Origin of the sequence: Ruminococcus flavefaciens (assembly GCF_900143025.1) — a bacterium.
Taxonomy (GTDB): Bacteria; Bacillota; Clostridia; order Oscillospirales; family Ruminococcaceae; genus Ruminococcus; species Ruminococcus flavefaciens_I.
Genome location: NZ_FRCT01000006.1, coordinates 1 through 16,361 on the forward strand (window position 1 = coordinate 1; position 16,361 = coordinate 16,361).

Annotated in this window: 10 protein-coding genes; 9 read left to right on the top strand and 1 reads right to left on the bottom strand. The window is 44.8% G+C overall.

Annotated features, from left to right (window positions below):
• Positions 1 to 250 precede the first annotated feature (250 nt).
• The 5 genes from BUB28_RS07690 (at position 251) to BUB28_RS07710 (ending at position 5,758) form a co-directional block, all read left to right on the top strand.
• Positions 251 to 1,813 (top strand): zinc ribbon domain-containing protein, encoded by a 1,563-nt coding sequence (locus BUB28_RS07690; RefSeq protein ID WP_072950369.1) that lies wholly within the window; start codon positions 251 to 253, stop codon positions 1,811 to 1,813.
• 284 nt (positions 1,814 to 2,097) lie between these two features.
• Positions 2,098 to 3,141, top strand: coding sequence for a hypothetical protein (locus tag BUB28_RS07695; protein ID WP_072950370.1), 1,044 nt, complete (start codon positions 2,098 to 2,100; stop codon positions 3,139 to 3,141).
• 284 nt (positions 3,142 to 3,425) lie between these two features.
• Complete coding sequence (locus BUB28_RS07700; RefSeq protein ID WP_072950372.1) at positions 3,426 to 4,187, top strand: hypothetical protein; 762 nt, start codon at positions 3,426 to 3,428, stop codon at positions 4,185 to 4,187.
• A 229-nt stretch (positions 4,188 to 4,416) separates the two neighbouring features.
• The gene (locus tag BUB28_RS07705; protein ID WP_072950373.1) at positions 4,417 to 5,049 is read left to right on the top strand and encodes a hypothetical protein; all 633 of its coding nucleotides are present in this window, start codon (positions 4,417 to 4,419) and stop codon (positions 5,047 to 5,049) included.
• Between the two features lie 19 nt (positions 5,050 to 5,068).
• Positions 5,069 to 5,758 (top strand): PepSY domain-containing protein, encoded by a 690-nt coding sequence (locus tag BUB28_RS07710; RefSeq protein ID WP_072950375.1) that lies wholly within the window; start codon positions 5,069 to 5,071, stop codon positions 5,756 to 5,758.
• A 68-nt stretch (positions 5,759 to 5,826) separates the two neighbouring features.
• Here the strand turns inward: BUB28_RS07710 and BUB28_RS07715 are convergent, their stop codons facing one another.
• Positions 5,827 to 6,057 carry an HPr family phosphocarrier protein gene (locus BUB28_RS07715; RefSeq protein ID WP_019680953.1) on the bottom strand — a complete coding sequence of 77 codons (231 nt, stop codon included), beginning with the start codon at positions 6,055 to 6,057 and terminating at the stop codon, positions 5,827 to 5,829.
• A 278-nt stretch (positions 6,058 to 6,335) separates the two neighbouring features.
• Between BUB28_RS07715 and mtaB the strand changes: the two genes are divergently transcribed.
• The 4 genes from mtaB (at position 6,336) to glgA (ending at position 16,298) form a co-directional block, all read left to right on the top strand.
• Positions 6,336 to 7,646, top strand: coding sequence for a tRNA (N(6)-L-threonylcarbamoyladenosine(37)-C(2))-methylthiotransferase MtaB (mtaB, locus tag BUB28_RS07720; RefSeq protein ID WP_072950376.1), 1,311 nt, complete (start codon positions 6,336 to 6,338; stop codon positions 7,644 to 7,646).
• Positions 7,647 to 7,772: 126 nt separating this feature from the next.
• The gene (locus tag BUB28_RS07725) at positions 7,773 to 11,477 is read left to right on the top strand and encodes a phosphoribosylformylglycinamidine synthase (protein ID WP_072950378.1); all 3,705 of its coding nucleotides are present in this window, start codon (positions 7,773 to 7,775) and stop codon (positions 11,475 to 11,477) included.
• A gap of 131 nt (positions 11,478 to 11,608) precedes the next feature.
• Positions 11,609 to 14,482 carry a BspA family leucine-rich repeat surface protein gene (locus BUB28_RS07730; protein WP_072950380.1) on the top strand — a complete coding sequence of 958 codons (2,874 nt, stop codon included), beginning with the start codon at positions 11,609 to 11,611 and terminating at the stop codon, positions 14,480 to 14,482.
• A 361-nt stretch (positions 14,483 to 14,843) separates the two neighbouring features.
• Entirely contained in the window at positions 14,844 to 16,298 is a 1,455-nt protein-coding gene (gene glgA, locus BUB28_RS07735) for a glycogen synthase GlgA (RefSeq protein ID WP_072950381.1), read from the top strand.
• Positions 16,299 to 16,361 lie beyond the last annotated feature (63 nt).

Genomic DNA, 16,361 nt, shown 5'->3' on the forward strand with positions numbered 1-16,361 from the left:
AACTGAAAGTTTTAGGGAGAGAGTTTGAGAGAAGCCCCTTTTTCAAAAGGGGTTCTCTCAATAAATACTACAAAACTGCTATATGGGTATCGAGGTTATGAGGGCTTTTTCCATGTTAACCTATATTTCGTCAATATTCCCGATATGTAATCTTATGTAACAGTTTTTTTACTTGACATATATTTCCTTTTGACTTATAATGATAACAGTATTACTTTTACCCTTAAAACTATACTACAGGAGGGATATTATGATCTGTAAAAAATGCGGAAGCGAGCTTCCCGAGGACGCTCTGTTCTGTACGGAGTGCGGAGCATCGCTTAAAGAAGAAGAAAACAACGACACCAACACCGAGAAAAACGAAATGACCATAGAGAATGAAGCTGTAAACACTGAGTCTGCCCAGACAGATAACGAAGCAACTTCCATTCTCCCACACCTTGAAAAAGTAATTGCCGACAATGAGGAGACTCTCAGTCTCACACAGGAGCAGGTGCAGATGCTCAATGACGAGCCAACAGAGATACTCAGCACTACCGAAAAGATCGAGATACCTGAGCCGTCACCAATTCCCGAGCCTTCGCCAATACCGCCTGTTGAGACAAGCTTTGAAAAGCCTGCTGACTTCCCGAAGCAGGAAGCTCCTGCACCTGAGGTGAACAGCTCCGAGAGCTTCAACGACAACAGCAATACGATAAAAATACCTGTACAGCCTGAGCCTGTAAATACAGACGCTAACACAGGCGAGCACAAGTACAGCATAAATGATACGCCTCAGCCGCCTGTGAACGATGTTCCGCAGCCACAGTATCAGCCTCAGCAGCCTGCTGCCGAGCCTGTACCTGCACCAATGCCTGTGCAGGAGGAACAGCCAAAGGTTCGCAAGAAGGTGGGCGGCGGACGTATTTTCGGAGCTTCTATAGTTTCTATATTTACGGTACTGTTCCTGCTGATATGCAGCCTGCTGGTAGCTGTAAAGTTAGGTGCTAACGGCAATGTCATAAGAAAGAGAGCTGCTAAGCTTGACGGCGAGACAGTACTTTCTGCTCAGTATGACGGCAAGGAGCTTTCAAGAGCTTTCTATAACTCAATGGGATTCAGGACAGCAACAAGAGGCAACGCCGATGAGGCAGGCTTCAAGAGATATATGCTCAATACCGATTTCCGCGAGTATATGGGAAGAATTGCCGATGATTACCTCGATTTCATCATTGACGGCGAGGGCGGCGACCCTTCACTTACCTCCGAGGACTTCGTTAACGACTTCATCAAGGTGAACAAGGGAGCAGCAGTAAAGGAATTCGATTACGACTTTACGGACGAGGATTACGAGCTTATCGCTAAGAACCTCGACAAGGACGATTTCACAGACTCTCTCAACATAAGAAAGTGGAACAGAAAATCGGGCTTCAGCATAGACAAGCTCAGCTATATCTTCTCATTCATAACAATAGGCACTATCGCTGCATTAGTTCTGCTTTTCCTCATCTGGATAGCTTCAATAGTTGACAGACGCGCAAAGCACGTTACAGGCTTCTTCGGATTTATCTTCACATTTACGGGAGCTCTCCTGACTCTTGGCGGACTTGCAATACTTATCGGTTCGGCAATCGGCTTCACATTCACTCATAAGGTAGGATATTACCTTGCAGAAAATCTGCTCCTGCCGTTCACTCTGCTTATCCTTATAATAGGTGTAGCACAGCTGCTTATAGGCTTTATTTTCAGAAAGACCTATCTGGGCATAAAGAGAAGAGCAAAGAAAGCCGCTGCCGCAGCAGCAGCCGAAAACGCAGCAAATACTGCTAACTGAAAATGTCAACAGGCGGATATGACAAAGTATCCGCCTGTTTTTTGTATATATTTACATGGGAGTCAGCCATTGACAGAAACGCCTGTATATGGTAAAATATGTTTATCTTAGACTGGGGGGTATAAGATAATGACAGCGGAAAGATATTTAGTTAATATATATATAAGTAAAATAACTAATTATGCCTTGTCAAAAATTTCATACTGTAAACCAGCGTATCACGCAGGATAACTATGTCCTGTGAGATGCGCTTTTTTTATTTAAAAATAAGGAGGATATGTATTATGAAACACACATGGAAGAAAGCAGCGGTTTTCACACTGGCTCTGGCTCTTGTAGCGGGTGGATTACCTGCAAACGTAGGAGGCGGAGGACTTTTCGGAGGAACGGCGATCGTGGCGAATGCGGTAGAAACTTCAGAAACGGTCACATTCTCCGAATTGGGCTATGACAATCAGGAGACAGTGGAATCTGTCGAAGCTCAGAACTGCACGATTACTTTTTCACGAGGTACGAACAGTAATCCTCCCAAATACTATAATACCGGCAGTGCGATCCGTGTTTATGGCGGGAATACCGTGACGATCTCGTCTACAAAGGATATTTCGGAGATTCGGCTTTCTTTTGGCTTAAGCGATGGTACGAATGATATCACAGTTGATACCGGTGAGTATGATTCCGGAGAAGCAACATGGACCGGAAATGCCAAAAGCGTTGAATTTACAGTTGGCGGAACAAAAGGTCATAGAAAAATTGCGTCTGTTACTGTAGTTTATAATGAGGCAGCGACTGTTTCAAAAACCAACATTTCAACCGCAACCGTTACTTTAGCCGCAGACAATTCAGTTTCTTCTATCACTGTCGGCGAAAATAATATAACAGACCTTTCGGGCTTTGATATCACATACGGTACTGACGATTCACATACAGCAGCAACACCTCCCACTGCCGCAGGCAAGTATTATGCCTATGTTACTCCTAATAGCACAAATACAGACTATGAGGGCACGGCTAAGAGTGCACAGTTTATCGTAAACGGTACGCTTGCCGACGGCAAATACGAGCAGTACGCAACAAAAGACGGAAAAAACTATACAAGATTTGTATTTGTGAAGCCAAAATCTGAGATAGCAGGCAAGAACAAGGGCGTTTTCAGCGCAACTCTCGGCGAAACTACTAAGACCTTTGACACAACTACATATTATACAGGTGTAACCTCAAACGGTATTCACTATACCGTCGCAGACGAGGACAGCGTTATGTTCGTTGTTACAGTTTCGAGCACCGGTTCGCTTGACGGGCTTACCTGCGAGCTTGATTTTGAATAATGGAGGATAAAATAATGGAAAAATACATAGCTCCCCGAACTGGAGATGATCGAATTTGACGCAGAGGACGTTATCACGACCTCACTTACAAGCGGCGGCGATGCTTCCGATTTCGGCGGAAACGGCGATATACAATTCTAAAAGAAAATGCGGCAGGTAAAACTGCCGTCTTTTTGTTATTTATAGCACAAAAAAACAATGAAAATTTGTATTAAACGATAGTTGATACTTAATGTGAAATATGCTATAATGATTTTTGAACGAATTATTAACGGAGGAATATTATGAAAGCGGGTATCATTGACAGTCCTAACAAATTTGATTTCTGGAACTCTTCCATAGGTGAAACTATTGATTTTGTGGTCGCTGCTGATATAAGCGAGCTTTCCGAGTGCGATGTTCTGCTGGTTTCGGAGGAATACTGCGGCGGTGCTATCGGCACGGTCATGGAAAATATCCGCGCGTCCGAAAAGCTTGGCAGGATACCTGCGGCTGCTGTGACCTATGAGCGCAGCTGCGAGGATCAGGAGATACTCTTCGGGCTGGGATTTGACGATATAATACTCCTTCCTGCCTGCCCTCAGCTTTTGCAGCGCAGGGTGTTCTCTCTTGCGAAAATGGCTTCGTCTTGCAGTTCCGACAGAATGATAACCCTTGACAGCCTTATGAGAATGAAGGACGGCGACTGCGGAGCTTACTACGTATGCACAGACGATTTCGAGAATATATACAGATTTGTGCTGAGGATACTGGAGCGCACTAAAAGGAGTGCGCAGGTGCTTGTGCTCACCCTCGAGGACAGCAGGAACTGTGATGCGCTTGCTTGCAGGAGCGAGATAGGCACTCTTTCCCATGCGGTCAAGCTTTGTCTCAGACGCGGCGATATGGCGACAGTCTGCGGCGATAACCGTATGCTGGTGCTGCTCATAGGAGCTGACGACGAGGGCGGACACCTTGTTGCAAACCGTATAGTCAGCAGCTTTTACAGCGAGTGCGATGACTCAGACCTGGAGCTTACATACGATATCCGCGCAGTAAGAACGTGATATTACCTATGTGTGGAATGCTGATAGCGACGTTCCATGTGAATTATTCTTGCGCAGAATAGTTAAATTGTAAGGGCTGACGCCCACATCAGCACGTATTGGTTTTATGCAGAATAAAGGCTTCCTTGATCGGAAGCTTTTCTTATGCTGATATTATGCTTGATATTTTTGAACCGTTGCTGTATAATGTAATATAGAACCATTCTGAACGGAAGTCAGGAGGAGTGTTATGAAAAAAATAAAGATATTTGCGGTATTGTCAGCGGCAGTTCTGTCTGCTTCATTTTTAGTAGGCTGCGGCGACAATAACAGCGACAGCTACAAGAAAAGTCCTAATGCCTCGGTAGTGACGACAGAAAAGGTCGTCACTGAGCAGACTACAAAAGCTCCCGAGACTACTACAACTACCGTAAAAAAGACCAAAAAGGACAAAACTACATCTACAACGGCTGAAAAGACCGAAAATGTAACTTCAAGGAATAAAAAGAAGGATAAGTCCGACAAAAAGACCCCATCTGCCGAGACTGAGAACGCAACTATCGAAACAGAGTCCGTATTTCAGGGCGATGACGGTACATACGTTGAGTACCATTTCCGCAGTGCGAAGCTCCTGAACCAGCATTTCGAGAAGCACGGCGCAGAGTTTGACGGTGATTTTAACTACGAGACCGCAAAGGACTACGAAAAAGGCGCAAGCGACGTTATCAATAACTCCGAGGCTCTCCACAAGACCGAAGCCGAGGACGGTGACGGCGTTTACTATATCGAAGCTACAAATGAATTTGTTATCCTTTCCACAGACGGATATATAAGAACATATTTCCGTCCAAACGGCGGGATAGATTACTATAACAGACAATAATTGAAGGGAGCGGCTTGAAATGAAAAAAGCGGCCATAGCAGCTTTTTCGATAATTATGGCAGGAATGATGTTTGGGTGCTCGGGAAAGAGCTCCAAAAGCAGGAGAGCCGATGCAAAGGAAAGACCTACATCATGGTCTGTGGAGCAGCGCAGCCTTGAGGATATAACTCCCCGTGACGGCGAAACACAGGTGTTTATCAAGCGTGACGAGGAGGACGAGGATATCATATACCTGATACAGGGTACTCTCAGTCCCGACCCCGTAAACAATGAAGAGGACGCTCTTGACGTTATAGCTTCATATTCCGAGGTCATGGGCTTTGATGATGTATATTCCGAGCTCCGTTTGCGCGACACTTTGACATATGACCGTGAGATAGACTATATTTTTGACCAGTATTGCGATAATATGAGGGCAGGCAAGGTAGAGCTTACTGTAAACATTTTAAACGGCAATAAGGCAGAGGTGCTCAAAAACGATTATATGGATCTCTGGGGCTTCAGCACAAAGCCGAAGGTAAGCGAGGCAGAGGCAATAAAGTGCGCAGAGGCAAAATACACTGTCAAAAAGGGCACAAAGGCTGAGCTTAAAATATTTGAGGGACCAAAGCTTGTTTGGGAAGTTCCCGTTGCTCATACCTATGTTACCGATGTTTATGTAGACGCAAATAACGGCGACATCGTGCATGAATGTGAGATAGTATACTGATATATAAAGAAAAAGGGGATACATTCCTTGCGGAACATATCCCTTTTGCTTTGTTATTGGTTTTTATCTTACTTAACAATAAACTTGTCGATCTCTTTAAGGAACTTGTCAGCATCATCTGTGTGCGCATTAAGCTGGATTGGCTTTGAGAGGTCGAGGCTGAAGATACCCATGATAGACTTAGCGTCTATAGCGTATCTACCGGAAACGAGGTCAATATCGAAATCATACTTCATAACGATATTAACGAATTCCTTTACGTCGTTGATTGCCTGAAGATTAACAGTTGTTTTAGTCATACTATACCTCCTGTTTTCAGATGTCTGGGTTTGTGATTTTTTCTTGTTTATTTCTTTTTCTGCGGCTTTTCCCTTCCGCAAATATATAATAGCACTAAAAAACGGCGGTGTCAAGCCATTTTCTGAATTTTCGTCATAATGGTGCAATAGATTGACACGGAAATAGCAATTTTTATTGATAGCAGATAACTATTAACAGTGCATAAAAACGCAAAGTAATAATTGTGCAAACTATACACACAGCAGAATGTGCGTTTTTTATTAACTATGGGTGAGATATGTATAAAGTATATTTTATAACTTTTGGCTGCAAGGTCAATCACTACGAGACCGAATGTATGAAGTCGCTTTTTCGTGAAGCTGACTTTGAAATAATTGAAGCTCCCGATAATGCAGACGCAGTTGTTATAAACTCCTGTACTGTCACTTCATCGGGTGACAGTCGTGCGCTGACAGCTCTGAGAAAGACAAGGGCTGCACTTCCCGATGCGGTCATAGCTCTTACGGGCTGCTATCCGCAGGCAAACAGGGAGGAAGCCGAGAAGCTCTCCGAGGCGGATATAATCGCAGGAACTAAGTTCCGAAGCCATATTGTGGGCATGGTGAAAAGCTGTCTCGAAACGCGCTCACATATTGTAAATATAGAGGATTACGGCTCGGACGATGTGTTCGAGCCCCTTAAATGCACTCGTTTCGACAATAATACAAGGGCTTTCGTGAAGATACAGGACGGCTGCAACCAGTTCTGCTCATACTGTATGATACCATACGCGAGGGGGCGCTGCCGCTCAAAATCTCCCGATATACTGCGTGATGAAGTGAGAGCTATTGCGGAAAGCGGCAAGAAGGAGATAGTCCTTTCGGGTATAAACCTTGCCTTTTACGGTAGGGAATGGGGACTTGACCTTGCTGATGCGGCGGAGATATGCGCTGCCGAAAAGGGCATAGAGCGCATAAGACTGGGCTCTTTGGAGCCTGAGATGATGTCGGAGGAGCTGCTCCTGCGCCTGAAGGCTCTGCCCCAGTTCTGTCCGCAGTTCCATTTGTCACTGCAAAGCGGCTGCGAGAGGACTCTCAAAGCCATGAACCGCAAGTATACTGCCGCGGAGTACCTTGCTCTTACTGAGCGTATCCGCAGTATTTTCCCCGACTGCTCCTTTACCACGGACGTAATGGTGGGATTTCCGCAGGAGACGGACCAAGACCACACAGAGTCGGTGGAGTTCATACGGAAAATAGGCTTTGCAAAGGTACACGTATTCCGTTATTCGCGGAGAAAGGGCACAAGAGCTGACAAAATGAGCGGACAGGTGCCCGAAAGCGTCAAGACTTTGCGCTGGCAGGAAATGACTGCCGCAGCCGAGGAAACGAGGGAAAAATATCTCAGCTCACTGGTAGGCAAAACAGTGCCTGTGCTGTTCGAGCGTGAAAATTCTACAGAATTTCACCGCGGATATGCACCTGATTATACACAAATAAAGATTTCTCGAAAAAATCCCGAAAAAAGTTTGCGTAATCAGATAATTAGTGTTATAATAGAAGAGTATGGTCACGACTGCTGCATTGGCAGTCCCATTGATGAACTTTAAATAAAATTCGGAATGCGGAATTAGGAATTAGGAATTGATGTATCGCCTTACGGCGATGAATTAAAAAAGATTAATTCCGAATTCCGAATTCCGAATTCCTAATTAAAATTGAAGGGAGACTGAATTATGTCCGTATTCAGAATTTACGTTGAAAAAAAGCCTGAATTTGCAGTTGAAGCTCAGTCTGTGCTCAGCGATATCAAGACCGCGCTCAGACTCAACATTTCAGGTGTGCGTATCCTTAACAGATACGATGCAGATAAGCTCAGTGAGGAGGATTTCAAGGCAGCTATAAGCACTGTTTTCTCAGAGCCTGCCGTTGACGTTGTATATGACGAGCTTCCTCAGATATCGGAGACAGACCGTATTTTTGCTGTTGAGTACCTCCCCGGACAGTTCGACCAGAGAGCCGACAGCTGTGAGCAGTGTATCCAGATACTTCGTCAGGGTGAGCGCTGCCGCGTAAGAAATGCGCGTATATACATTATTTCGGGTATCATCAGCGATGATGATTTCGCAAAGCTCAAGTCCTACATCATCAACCCTGTTGAGAGCCGCGAGGCTTCACTTGAAACAGTAAAGACTCTCGATACAAATTATGATATCCCTACAACAGTTGAGGAGCTTGAAGGTTTCATCAACCTCAATGCACTGGGACTTCATGCATTTGTTGACAAGTTCGGTCTTGCTATGGACTATGATGATATCAAGTTCTGTCAGGACTATTTCCGCAACGAGGAAAAGCGTAATCCTACTATCACAGAGATACGTATGATAGATACTTACTGGTCTGACCACTGCCGTCATACCACTTTCCTCACAAACGTTGAGAACGTAAAGATAAATACTCCTTATATAAAAGATACATATGATATGTATATCAATGTACGTGAAGAGCTGGGCAGAACGGACAAGCCCATTACTCTCATGGACCTCGGTACTCTTGCAGCAAAGAAGCTGAAGGCTGACGGAAAGCTTCCTGACCTTGACGAGAGCGAGGAGATAAATGCCTGCTCTGTAAAGATAAAGGTTGACATAGACGGCGAGCTCGAGGACTGGATACTCATGTTCAAGAACGAGACTCACAACCACCCTACTGAAATAGAGCCTTTCGGCGGCGCAGCTACCTGCCTCGGCGGTGCTATTCGTGATCCGCTTTCGGGACGTTCATATGTATATCAGGCTATGCGTGTAACAGGTGCAGCAAATCCGCTGGTACCTGTTGAAGATACTATCGCAGGCAAGCTCCCACAGAGAAAGATAACTCTCGGAGCTGCAAACGGCTACAGCTCATACGGCAACCAGATAGGTCTTGCTACAGGTCATGTTGCTGAGGTTTACCACCCCGGCTATGTTGCAAAGCGTATGGAGATAGGTGCTGTTCTCGGTGCTGCTCCTGCTGAGAATATCCGCAGAGAAAGACCTGTTCCGGGAGATATCGTTATCCTTCTCGGCGGCAAGACGGGACGCGACGGCTGCGGCGGTGCAACAGGTTCATCAAAGTCTCATACACTGGAGTCTCTCGAACACTGCGGTGCAGAGGTACAGAAGGGTAATCCGCCCGAGGAGAGAAAGCTCCAGAGACTGTTCCGCAATCCTGAGGTAACAAAGATGATTAAGCGCTGCAACGACTTCGGTGCAGGCGGCGTTTCAGTTGCTATCGGCGAGCTCACAGACGGTCTGGTTATCAACCTCAATGCAGTACCTAAGAAGTACGACGGTCTTGACGGTACTGAGATAGCTATTTCCGAGTCACAGGAGAGAATGGCTGTTGTCATCGCTCCCGAGGATAAGGAGAAGTTCATGGAGGAGGCTGCAAAGGAAAACCTCGAAGCTACTTTCGTTGCTGATGTTGTTGAAGAACCAAGACTCAAAATGGTTTGGAACGGCAATACTATCGTTGACCTTTCACGCGAGTTCCTCAATTCCAACGGTGCTCCTAAGTTCACAGATATCGAGGTAGAAGCTCCTCTCCCGCGTGCTGAGGAGGAAGTTGCAGACAAGGCTGAGTCATGGACACAGCTCATGTCTAACCTCAATGTATGTTCACAGAAGGGCCTTATCGAGAAGTTCGACTCTACTATCGGTGCAGGCACAGTCCTCATGCCTTTCGGCGGTGTATATCAGATGTCACCTTCACAGGCTATGGCTGCCAAGATACCTGTACTCAAGGGTGAAACAAATACCTGCTCACTCATGGGCTGGGGCTATAACCCTGATATATCCGAAAAATCGCCTTATCACGGCGCAATGCTTGCTGTTATCGAGTCTATCGCAAAGGTAGTTGCAGCTGGCGGTACATATAAGAAGTGCTGGCTCACATTCCAGGAATACTTCGAGAGAACACAGAACGACCCTCTCCGCTGGGGCAAGCCTATGGCTGCTCTTCTCGGTGCTTTCAAGGCACAGCTGGAGCTGGAGTGCGGTTCTATCGGCGGTAAGGACTCTATGTCAGGTACATTCGAGAATATTGACGTACCTCCTACACTTGTTTCCTTCGCTGTATCTACTGCTATGGCAGACAAGATAGTATCAACAGAATTCAAGGGCGCAGGAAATACAGTAATTTCCATAGTTCCCGAATATGACGAGAACGGTCTTCCTAAGTTCGACAGCATCAAGGCTTGCTTCGACAAGGTAGAAAAGATAATTGCCGACGACCGTGCAAACGCTGTATGGACAAACGGCTACGGCGGATTTGCAGAGGGTATCGCTAAGATGTGCTTCGGTAACAAGATAGGCTTTGAGTTTACATCACATCTCAGCAGCAATGAGCTCTTCAAGCCATGCTACGGCGCATTCATCATCGAGCTCAAGGGCGATGCAAAGGCTGACGAGAACGTTATCGGTAAGACTATCTCCGATTACAAGATAATCTGCCGCGATTATACACTCAGTCTCGACAACCTCCAGAGAATTTGGGAGGCTAAGCTGGAGCCTGTATTCCCATGCCGCATAAAGACTACAGATACAACTCCTCAGACCTATTCTTCACCTAACCGCATACAGCTTTCAGCTTCTACAAAGATAGCTAAGCCGAGAGTTCTTATCCCTGTATTCCCGGGTACTAACTGCGAATACGATACTGCAAGAGCTTTCGAGAAGGCAGGTGCAAAGCCTGAGGTAGTAGTTATACGCAACCTTTCCGCAGGCGATATCGAGGAGAGCGTAAGATACTTCGAGAACGCTGTAAGACGTTCTGAGATAATTATGATACCGGGCGGATTCAGCGGCGGTGACGAGCCTGAGGGAAGCGGTAAGTTCATTACTGCATTCTTCCGCAATCCTAAGATAAAGGACGCTGTTCACGACCTCTTAAAGAACCGTGACGGACTTATGCTGGGTATCTGCAACGGCTTCCAGGCACTTATCAAGCTGGGACTTGTTCCTTACGGCGAGATAATCGACATGGCTGACGATGCACCTACACTTACATTCAATACTATCAACCGCCACCAGTCCATGATGGTAAATACACGTATCGCTTCAAACAAGAGCCCGTGGCTCTATGGCTGTGAGGTAGGCGATATACACACAGTTGCTATCTCACACGGCGAGGGACGCTTCGTAGCTCCTGCAAGCCTTATCCAGCAGCTTGCAAAGAACGGTCAGATAGCTACACAGTACGTTGACCTTGACGGCAATCCTACAATGGATATCCGCTACAATCCGAACACTTCTATCGAGGCTATCGAGGGTATCACTTCACCCGATGGACGAGTATTCGGTAAAATGGGTCACTCGGAGCGTAAGGGCAGCTATATCTGCAAGAACGTTCAGGGCGAAAAGGATCAGAAAATCTTCGAGAGCGGTGTTAAATACTTCACATGATAAAAAAGCAGGCTTTTAGCCTGCTTTTTTGCCCTTAGCCCCTACCACTACTCACTAACCACTGTGCTGCCCTATTGACAAATGATATAAAGTGTGGTATTATTATAAAAATTTTATATTGGAGGTTTAACATGAAAATCAAAAAATTAACAGCATTGGTTATGGCGTTTACTGTTTCTTGTGGGGTAATAGAGACAGTAAATAACTATTCTCCCGTAAGCTTTACGGCTTCGGCAGAGGAACAGAATACTGCAACAGCGGTCTTTGACAGCAAAACGAGTACTCTTACTTTAAGCGGAAATGTTGTCAAGGCTGACGTACTGAAGTATCTGGAATCAGGTGTAAAGTCTGTAGTTGCCGAGGAGGGAACAGTTCTCCCTGAGAACTGCTCAGAAATGTTCCGACGCTTTCAGAGTGCTGAAACAATTGACCTCAGCAAAGCTGATACAAGCAAGGTAACTAATATGAGCGGAATGTTCAGCGAATGTATTGCTCTGAAAACTCTTGATGTGTCTGGATTTGATACTTCAAATGTTACTGATATGAGCTCTATGTTCAGTGAATGTTTAGTGCTTGAGAGCCTTGATGTATCCAGATTCAATACCTCAAAGGTAACTGATATGAGCACTATGTTCCTTGCGTGCAGAGCTCTGAAAACTATTGATGTTTCGGGCTTTGATACATCTGCTGTAAAGGATATGCAGGGAATGTTCGATGATTGTATGGAGCTTGCTTCTCTTGATCTGAGTAAATTCAATACTTCTAACGTAACAAATATGAGAAGTATGTTTTATGGCTGCAGGAGCCTGATTTCTCTTGATCTGTCTGCTTTTGATACATCAAATGCGGAGAATATGTGCGGAATGTTCGGCTACTGTGACAAACTTGAGTTCCTTAAGGTGTCCTCTTTTAATACGTCAAAGGTCAATGATATGGAAGGAATGTTCTATCAATGCAACTGCCTTAAAGCTCTTGACCTGCACTCTTTCGATACATCAAAGGTCAAGGGTATGAAATCGATGTTCAGCGAATGTACAAAGCTTTCAGAGCTTGATCTGTCTGCTTTTGATACGGCTAATGTGGAAGATATGACAAATATGTTCTGGGAATGTGATGCCCTGACAAACCTTGACCTGTCGGGCTTCGATACTTCCGGCGTAAAAAGTATGCGCAGAATGTTCGGTGAGAGCAATAGCCTTAAAAATCTTGATATTTCAGGTTTCAGCATTAAAAAGGACTGCGAAGTAGGAGCTATGTTCACAGGCTGTGCAAGTCTGGAAACAGTTTATGTCGGTGACGGCTGGAAAATTGAAAATATAGCAGATAAGGTCTCAATGTTTGACGGCTGTATCAGCATTGTCGGCGGCAACGGAACAGTATATGACGAAAACAAGCTTTCAAGCGATTATGCGCACATAGATGCTCCCGATGCTCCCGGATATTTTACCTCGGCAGAAGCTTCTCCCAGAAAAACAGCCGTTTACGATGAGGAAACAGGTACTCTTACTCTGAGAGGCAACGTAAATAAGAACGCTGTTAAAAGGTACAGAGATGCTGTAACGGTAATTGCAGAGGAGGGAGCTGTTCTTCCCGAGGATTGCTCATTCCTTTTCAATAATTTTTCGCGGGCAACGACTATCGACCTCACCAAAGCAGATACGAGCAAGATCATGGATATGGAGGCTATGTTCATGGGTTGCAGAAGCCTGAGGTCTATTGATCTTTCAAAATTCATTGTTCCAAATGCGAGCTGTATGAAGCAGATGTTTTATGAATGTGAAAAACTTGAGTCTATTGAACTGTCAGGTATTGATACATCTGATGTGAAGCTGATGACTTTCATGTTTGCAGGGTGCAGTAGTCTGGAAACTGTTGATATTTCGGGCTTTAATACCGTAAATGTTTACAGCTTCAGCAGAATGTTCTATAAATGCTCAAATCTGAAAACCGTATACGTTGGCGAAAAGTGGATAACTGATGGCGCAAAGGCAGATGATGACGGTTTGTTTGAGAAGTGTGAGCATCTTGTAGGCGGAAACGGTACAAAATACGATGCTGACAAAATCTCTATAGATTATGCCCGTGTAGATGTACCTGATGCTCCGGGATATTTTTCCGTACATGAAGGTGCTTCCTATGAAACACCTGCGGAGCTTAAAAGCACCCGAGTTACAGAGGGAAAGCTTACTTACAGAGTGTTTGCAGACCATGCAGAGGTTCTGGAATGTGATAAAAAAGCAGAAGGCGAGGTAGTCATTGCAGATAAGATAAATGGCGTACCTGTTACGAAAATAGCTCCTGCTGCGTTTGGCAGCTGCTTTAATGTTAAGTCTGTTGTTATGGCTGATACAGTTAAAGTAATAGGCGATGCTGCATTTATAGGCAGTTCTCTCGATAGCATCAAGCTTTCAGACAGCCTTGAGGTCATTGGTGATTCTGCATTTGTCGGCTGTAAATTAACGGGTATAGAATTCCCCGATACACTGAAAAGCATCGGTGCAGAGGCTTTTACATACTGTCCACTGAAGAAAGAGGTAGTTATCCCTGCTTCTGTTGAACAGATAAAGACATACGCTTTTGCAAAAAGCGGCATAAGTAATATAACTGTCTTAAATCCCGATTGTGAGATATCTAATGTTAAGGATACAATTGGCGATGTAAGATATATCAAAGGTCACAAGGGCTCGACAGCTCAGGCTTATGCAGACAGATACGATATCAAATTTATTGATATCGATGAAAAGCTCCCTGTATGGGGCGATGCGAACTGGGACGGTGGAGTTGATATGGCAGATATCGTACTCATAATGCAGAGCCTTGCAAACCCGAACAAATACGGTCTCGAAGGAACAGACGAGCATCATATAACCGTTGAGGGACAGACCTATGCTGATGTAAGCAGAGGTTCGCAGAATGAAGCCAACGGAATAACAGGTGAGGACGCATTGCTTATCCAGAGGTATCTCCTCGGCGAAATATCTTCAATAGTTCCCAAAATGCCATAAAAGCATATTTCATATCGGCACGGTTTTTACTGTGCCGATTTTTTATGCCCTTCTATAAAGGGGCTGAAAAATGACAAAAATCAACGGAAAACCATTGATTATTGAAAAAAATTTTTGAAAATCGGCTTAACATACAAAATTCTGCGAATACTATTGTTGATTATCACGGATTTCTGCTGGCTGTGCAATGTTCATATTTTTGTGTTGACTAATAACGTAAATTAGTATATAATAATAGGTAGATAATTCGTAATGCTTAATGCGTATTGCTTGGTTGAGGTATCGCATTGCGGCGATGGATTTAAATAGTCGTTTTTGATCAATTACGAATTACGCATTAATTATGAAAAGGAGATATGCTATGAACAATATTCTATTTGCCGCATCAGAGTGCGTTCCTTTTATAAAAACAGGCGGTCTTGCTGACGTTGTGGGAGCACTTCCGCAGTATATCGACAAAAATCAGTTCGATGTAAGAGTTATCATGCCATATTATACCTGTATACCCGATAAGTACAGGAATGAATTCAAATATGTTCACCACTTCTACATGGATTACGGTATGAGAAGTGAGGGCGTTCATGTCGGTATAATGGAGTATGAGTATAACGGCATCAAATATTATTTCGTTGATAATGAGTATTACTTCAAGTGCGATACTCCGTATTCTCCTGATCTGAAATGGGATATCGAGAGGTTTACCTTCTTCTGCAAGGCTGTACTGGCTATCCTGCCTGTTATAGGCTTCCGTCCCGATATTATCCATTGTCATGACTGGCAGGCATCGCTTATCCCTGTGTTCCTCCATTCTGCCTTTGCCACAAATCCGTTTTTCAGCTCAACAAAGACCATAATGACCATTCACAACCTGAAATTCCAGGGTGTATGGGATATTGATACATTCAAATACAATACGGCTCTGCCCGATTATATGTTTACCTCGGATAAGCTGGAGTTCCACAAGGACGCAAATATGCTCAAGGGCGGTCTTGTGTATTCGGACTATATCACCACAGTTTCCGAGACCTATGCTCAGGAGATAAAGTACCCGTTCTACGGCGAACAGCTTGACGGACTTCTCCGTGCAAGGTCTGCTTCACTGAGAGGTATACTCAACGGCATCGACTATAAGGTGTTCGACCCTGCAAACGATGACAAGATACCTGTAAAGTTCACTCACAAGAATTTCAAGACCAAGAAGGTTGAGAACAAGGAGAAATTGCAGGCTGAGCTTGGACTTCCCGTTGACAAGAGCAAGTATATGATAGGCATAATCTCCCGTCTTACCGACCAGAAGGGACTTGACCTGGTTAATTATGCTATGGAGCGTATCTGCGATGAGAACACACAGTTCGTCATCATCGGTACAGGCGACCCGAGATATGAGAATATGTTCAGACATTATCAGTGGAAGTACCCCGAGAGAGTTTCGGCTAATATCCTCTATGATGATACTCTGGCACATAAGCTCTATGCGGCAGCTGATGCTATACTCATGCCATCGCTGTTCGAGCCATGCGGACTTACTCAGCTTATCGCGCTGAGATATGGTACTCTGCCTATAGTTCGCGAAACAGGCGGACTCAAAGACACTGTACAGCCCTACAACGAGTTTGACGGAACAGGAAACGGCTTCTCGTTTGCAAACTACAACGGCGACGAGATGCTGGCTACTATAAATTACTCAAAGCACATATTCTTCAACCACCGCAAGCAGTGGGACAATATGGTGCAGAGAGCAATGGAGCAGGACTTCTCATGGAACAGCTCCGCTCGTCAGTATGAGGGTATGTATAACTGGATGATAAATTGGTAATAAGACAATAATATAGTGGAGTGAGGGCGGATATGTTCCGCCCTTGCTGATTAATTAGCCGTT

Excerpts from the sequence above, each read along its gene's own strand:
- BUB28_RS07690 (WP_072950369.1), top strand. The coding sequence starts at position 251 with ATGATCTGTAAAAAATGCGGAAGCGAGCTTCCCGAGGACGCTCTGTTC.
- BUB28_RS07695 (WP_072950370.1), top strand. The coding sequence starts at position 2,098 with ATGAAACACACATGGAAGAAAGCAGCGGTTTTCACACTGGCTCTGGCT.
- BUB28_RS07700 (WP_072950372.1), top strand. The coding sequence starts at position 3,426 with ATGAAAGCGGGTATCATTGACAGTCCTAACAAATTTGATTTCTGGAAC.
- BUB28_RS07705 (WP_072950373.1), top strand. The coding sequence starts at position 4,417 with ATGAAAAAAATAAAGATATTTGCGGTATTGTCAGCGGCAGTTCTGTCT.
- BUB28_RS07710 (WP_072950375.1), top strand. The coding sequence starts at position 5,069 with ATGAAAAAAGCGGCCATAGCAGCTTTTTCGATAATTATGGCAGGAATG.
- BUB28_RS07715 (WP_019680953.1), bottom strand. The coding sequence starts at position 6,057 with ATGACTAAAACAACTGTTAATCTTCAGGCAATCAACGACGTAAAGGAA.
- mtaB (WP_072950376.1), top strand. The coding sequence starts at position 6,336 with ATGTATAAAGTATATTTTATAACTTTTGGCTGCAAGGTCAATCACTAC.
- BUB28_RS07725 (WP_072950378.1), top strand. The coding sequence starts at position 7,773 with ATGTCCGTATTCAGAATTTACGTTGAAAAAAAGCCTGAATTTGCAGTT.
- BUB28_RS07730 (WP_072950380.1), top strand. The coding sequence starts at position 11,609 with ATGAAAATCAAAAAATTAACAGCATTGGTTATGGCGTTTACTGTTTCT.
- glgA (WP_072950381.1), top strand. The coding sequence starts at position 14,844 with ATGAACAATATTCTATTTGCCGCATCAGAGTGCGTTCCTTTTATAAAA.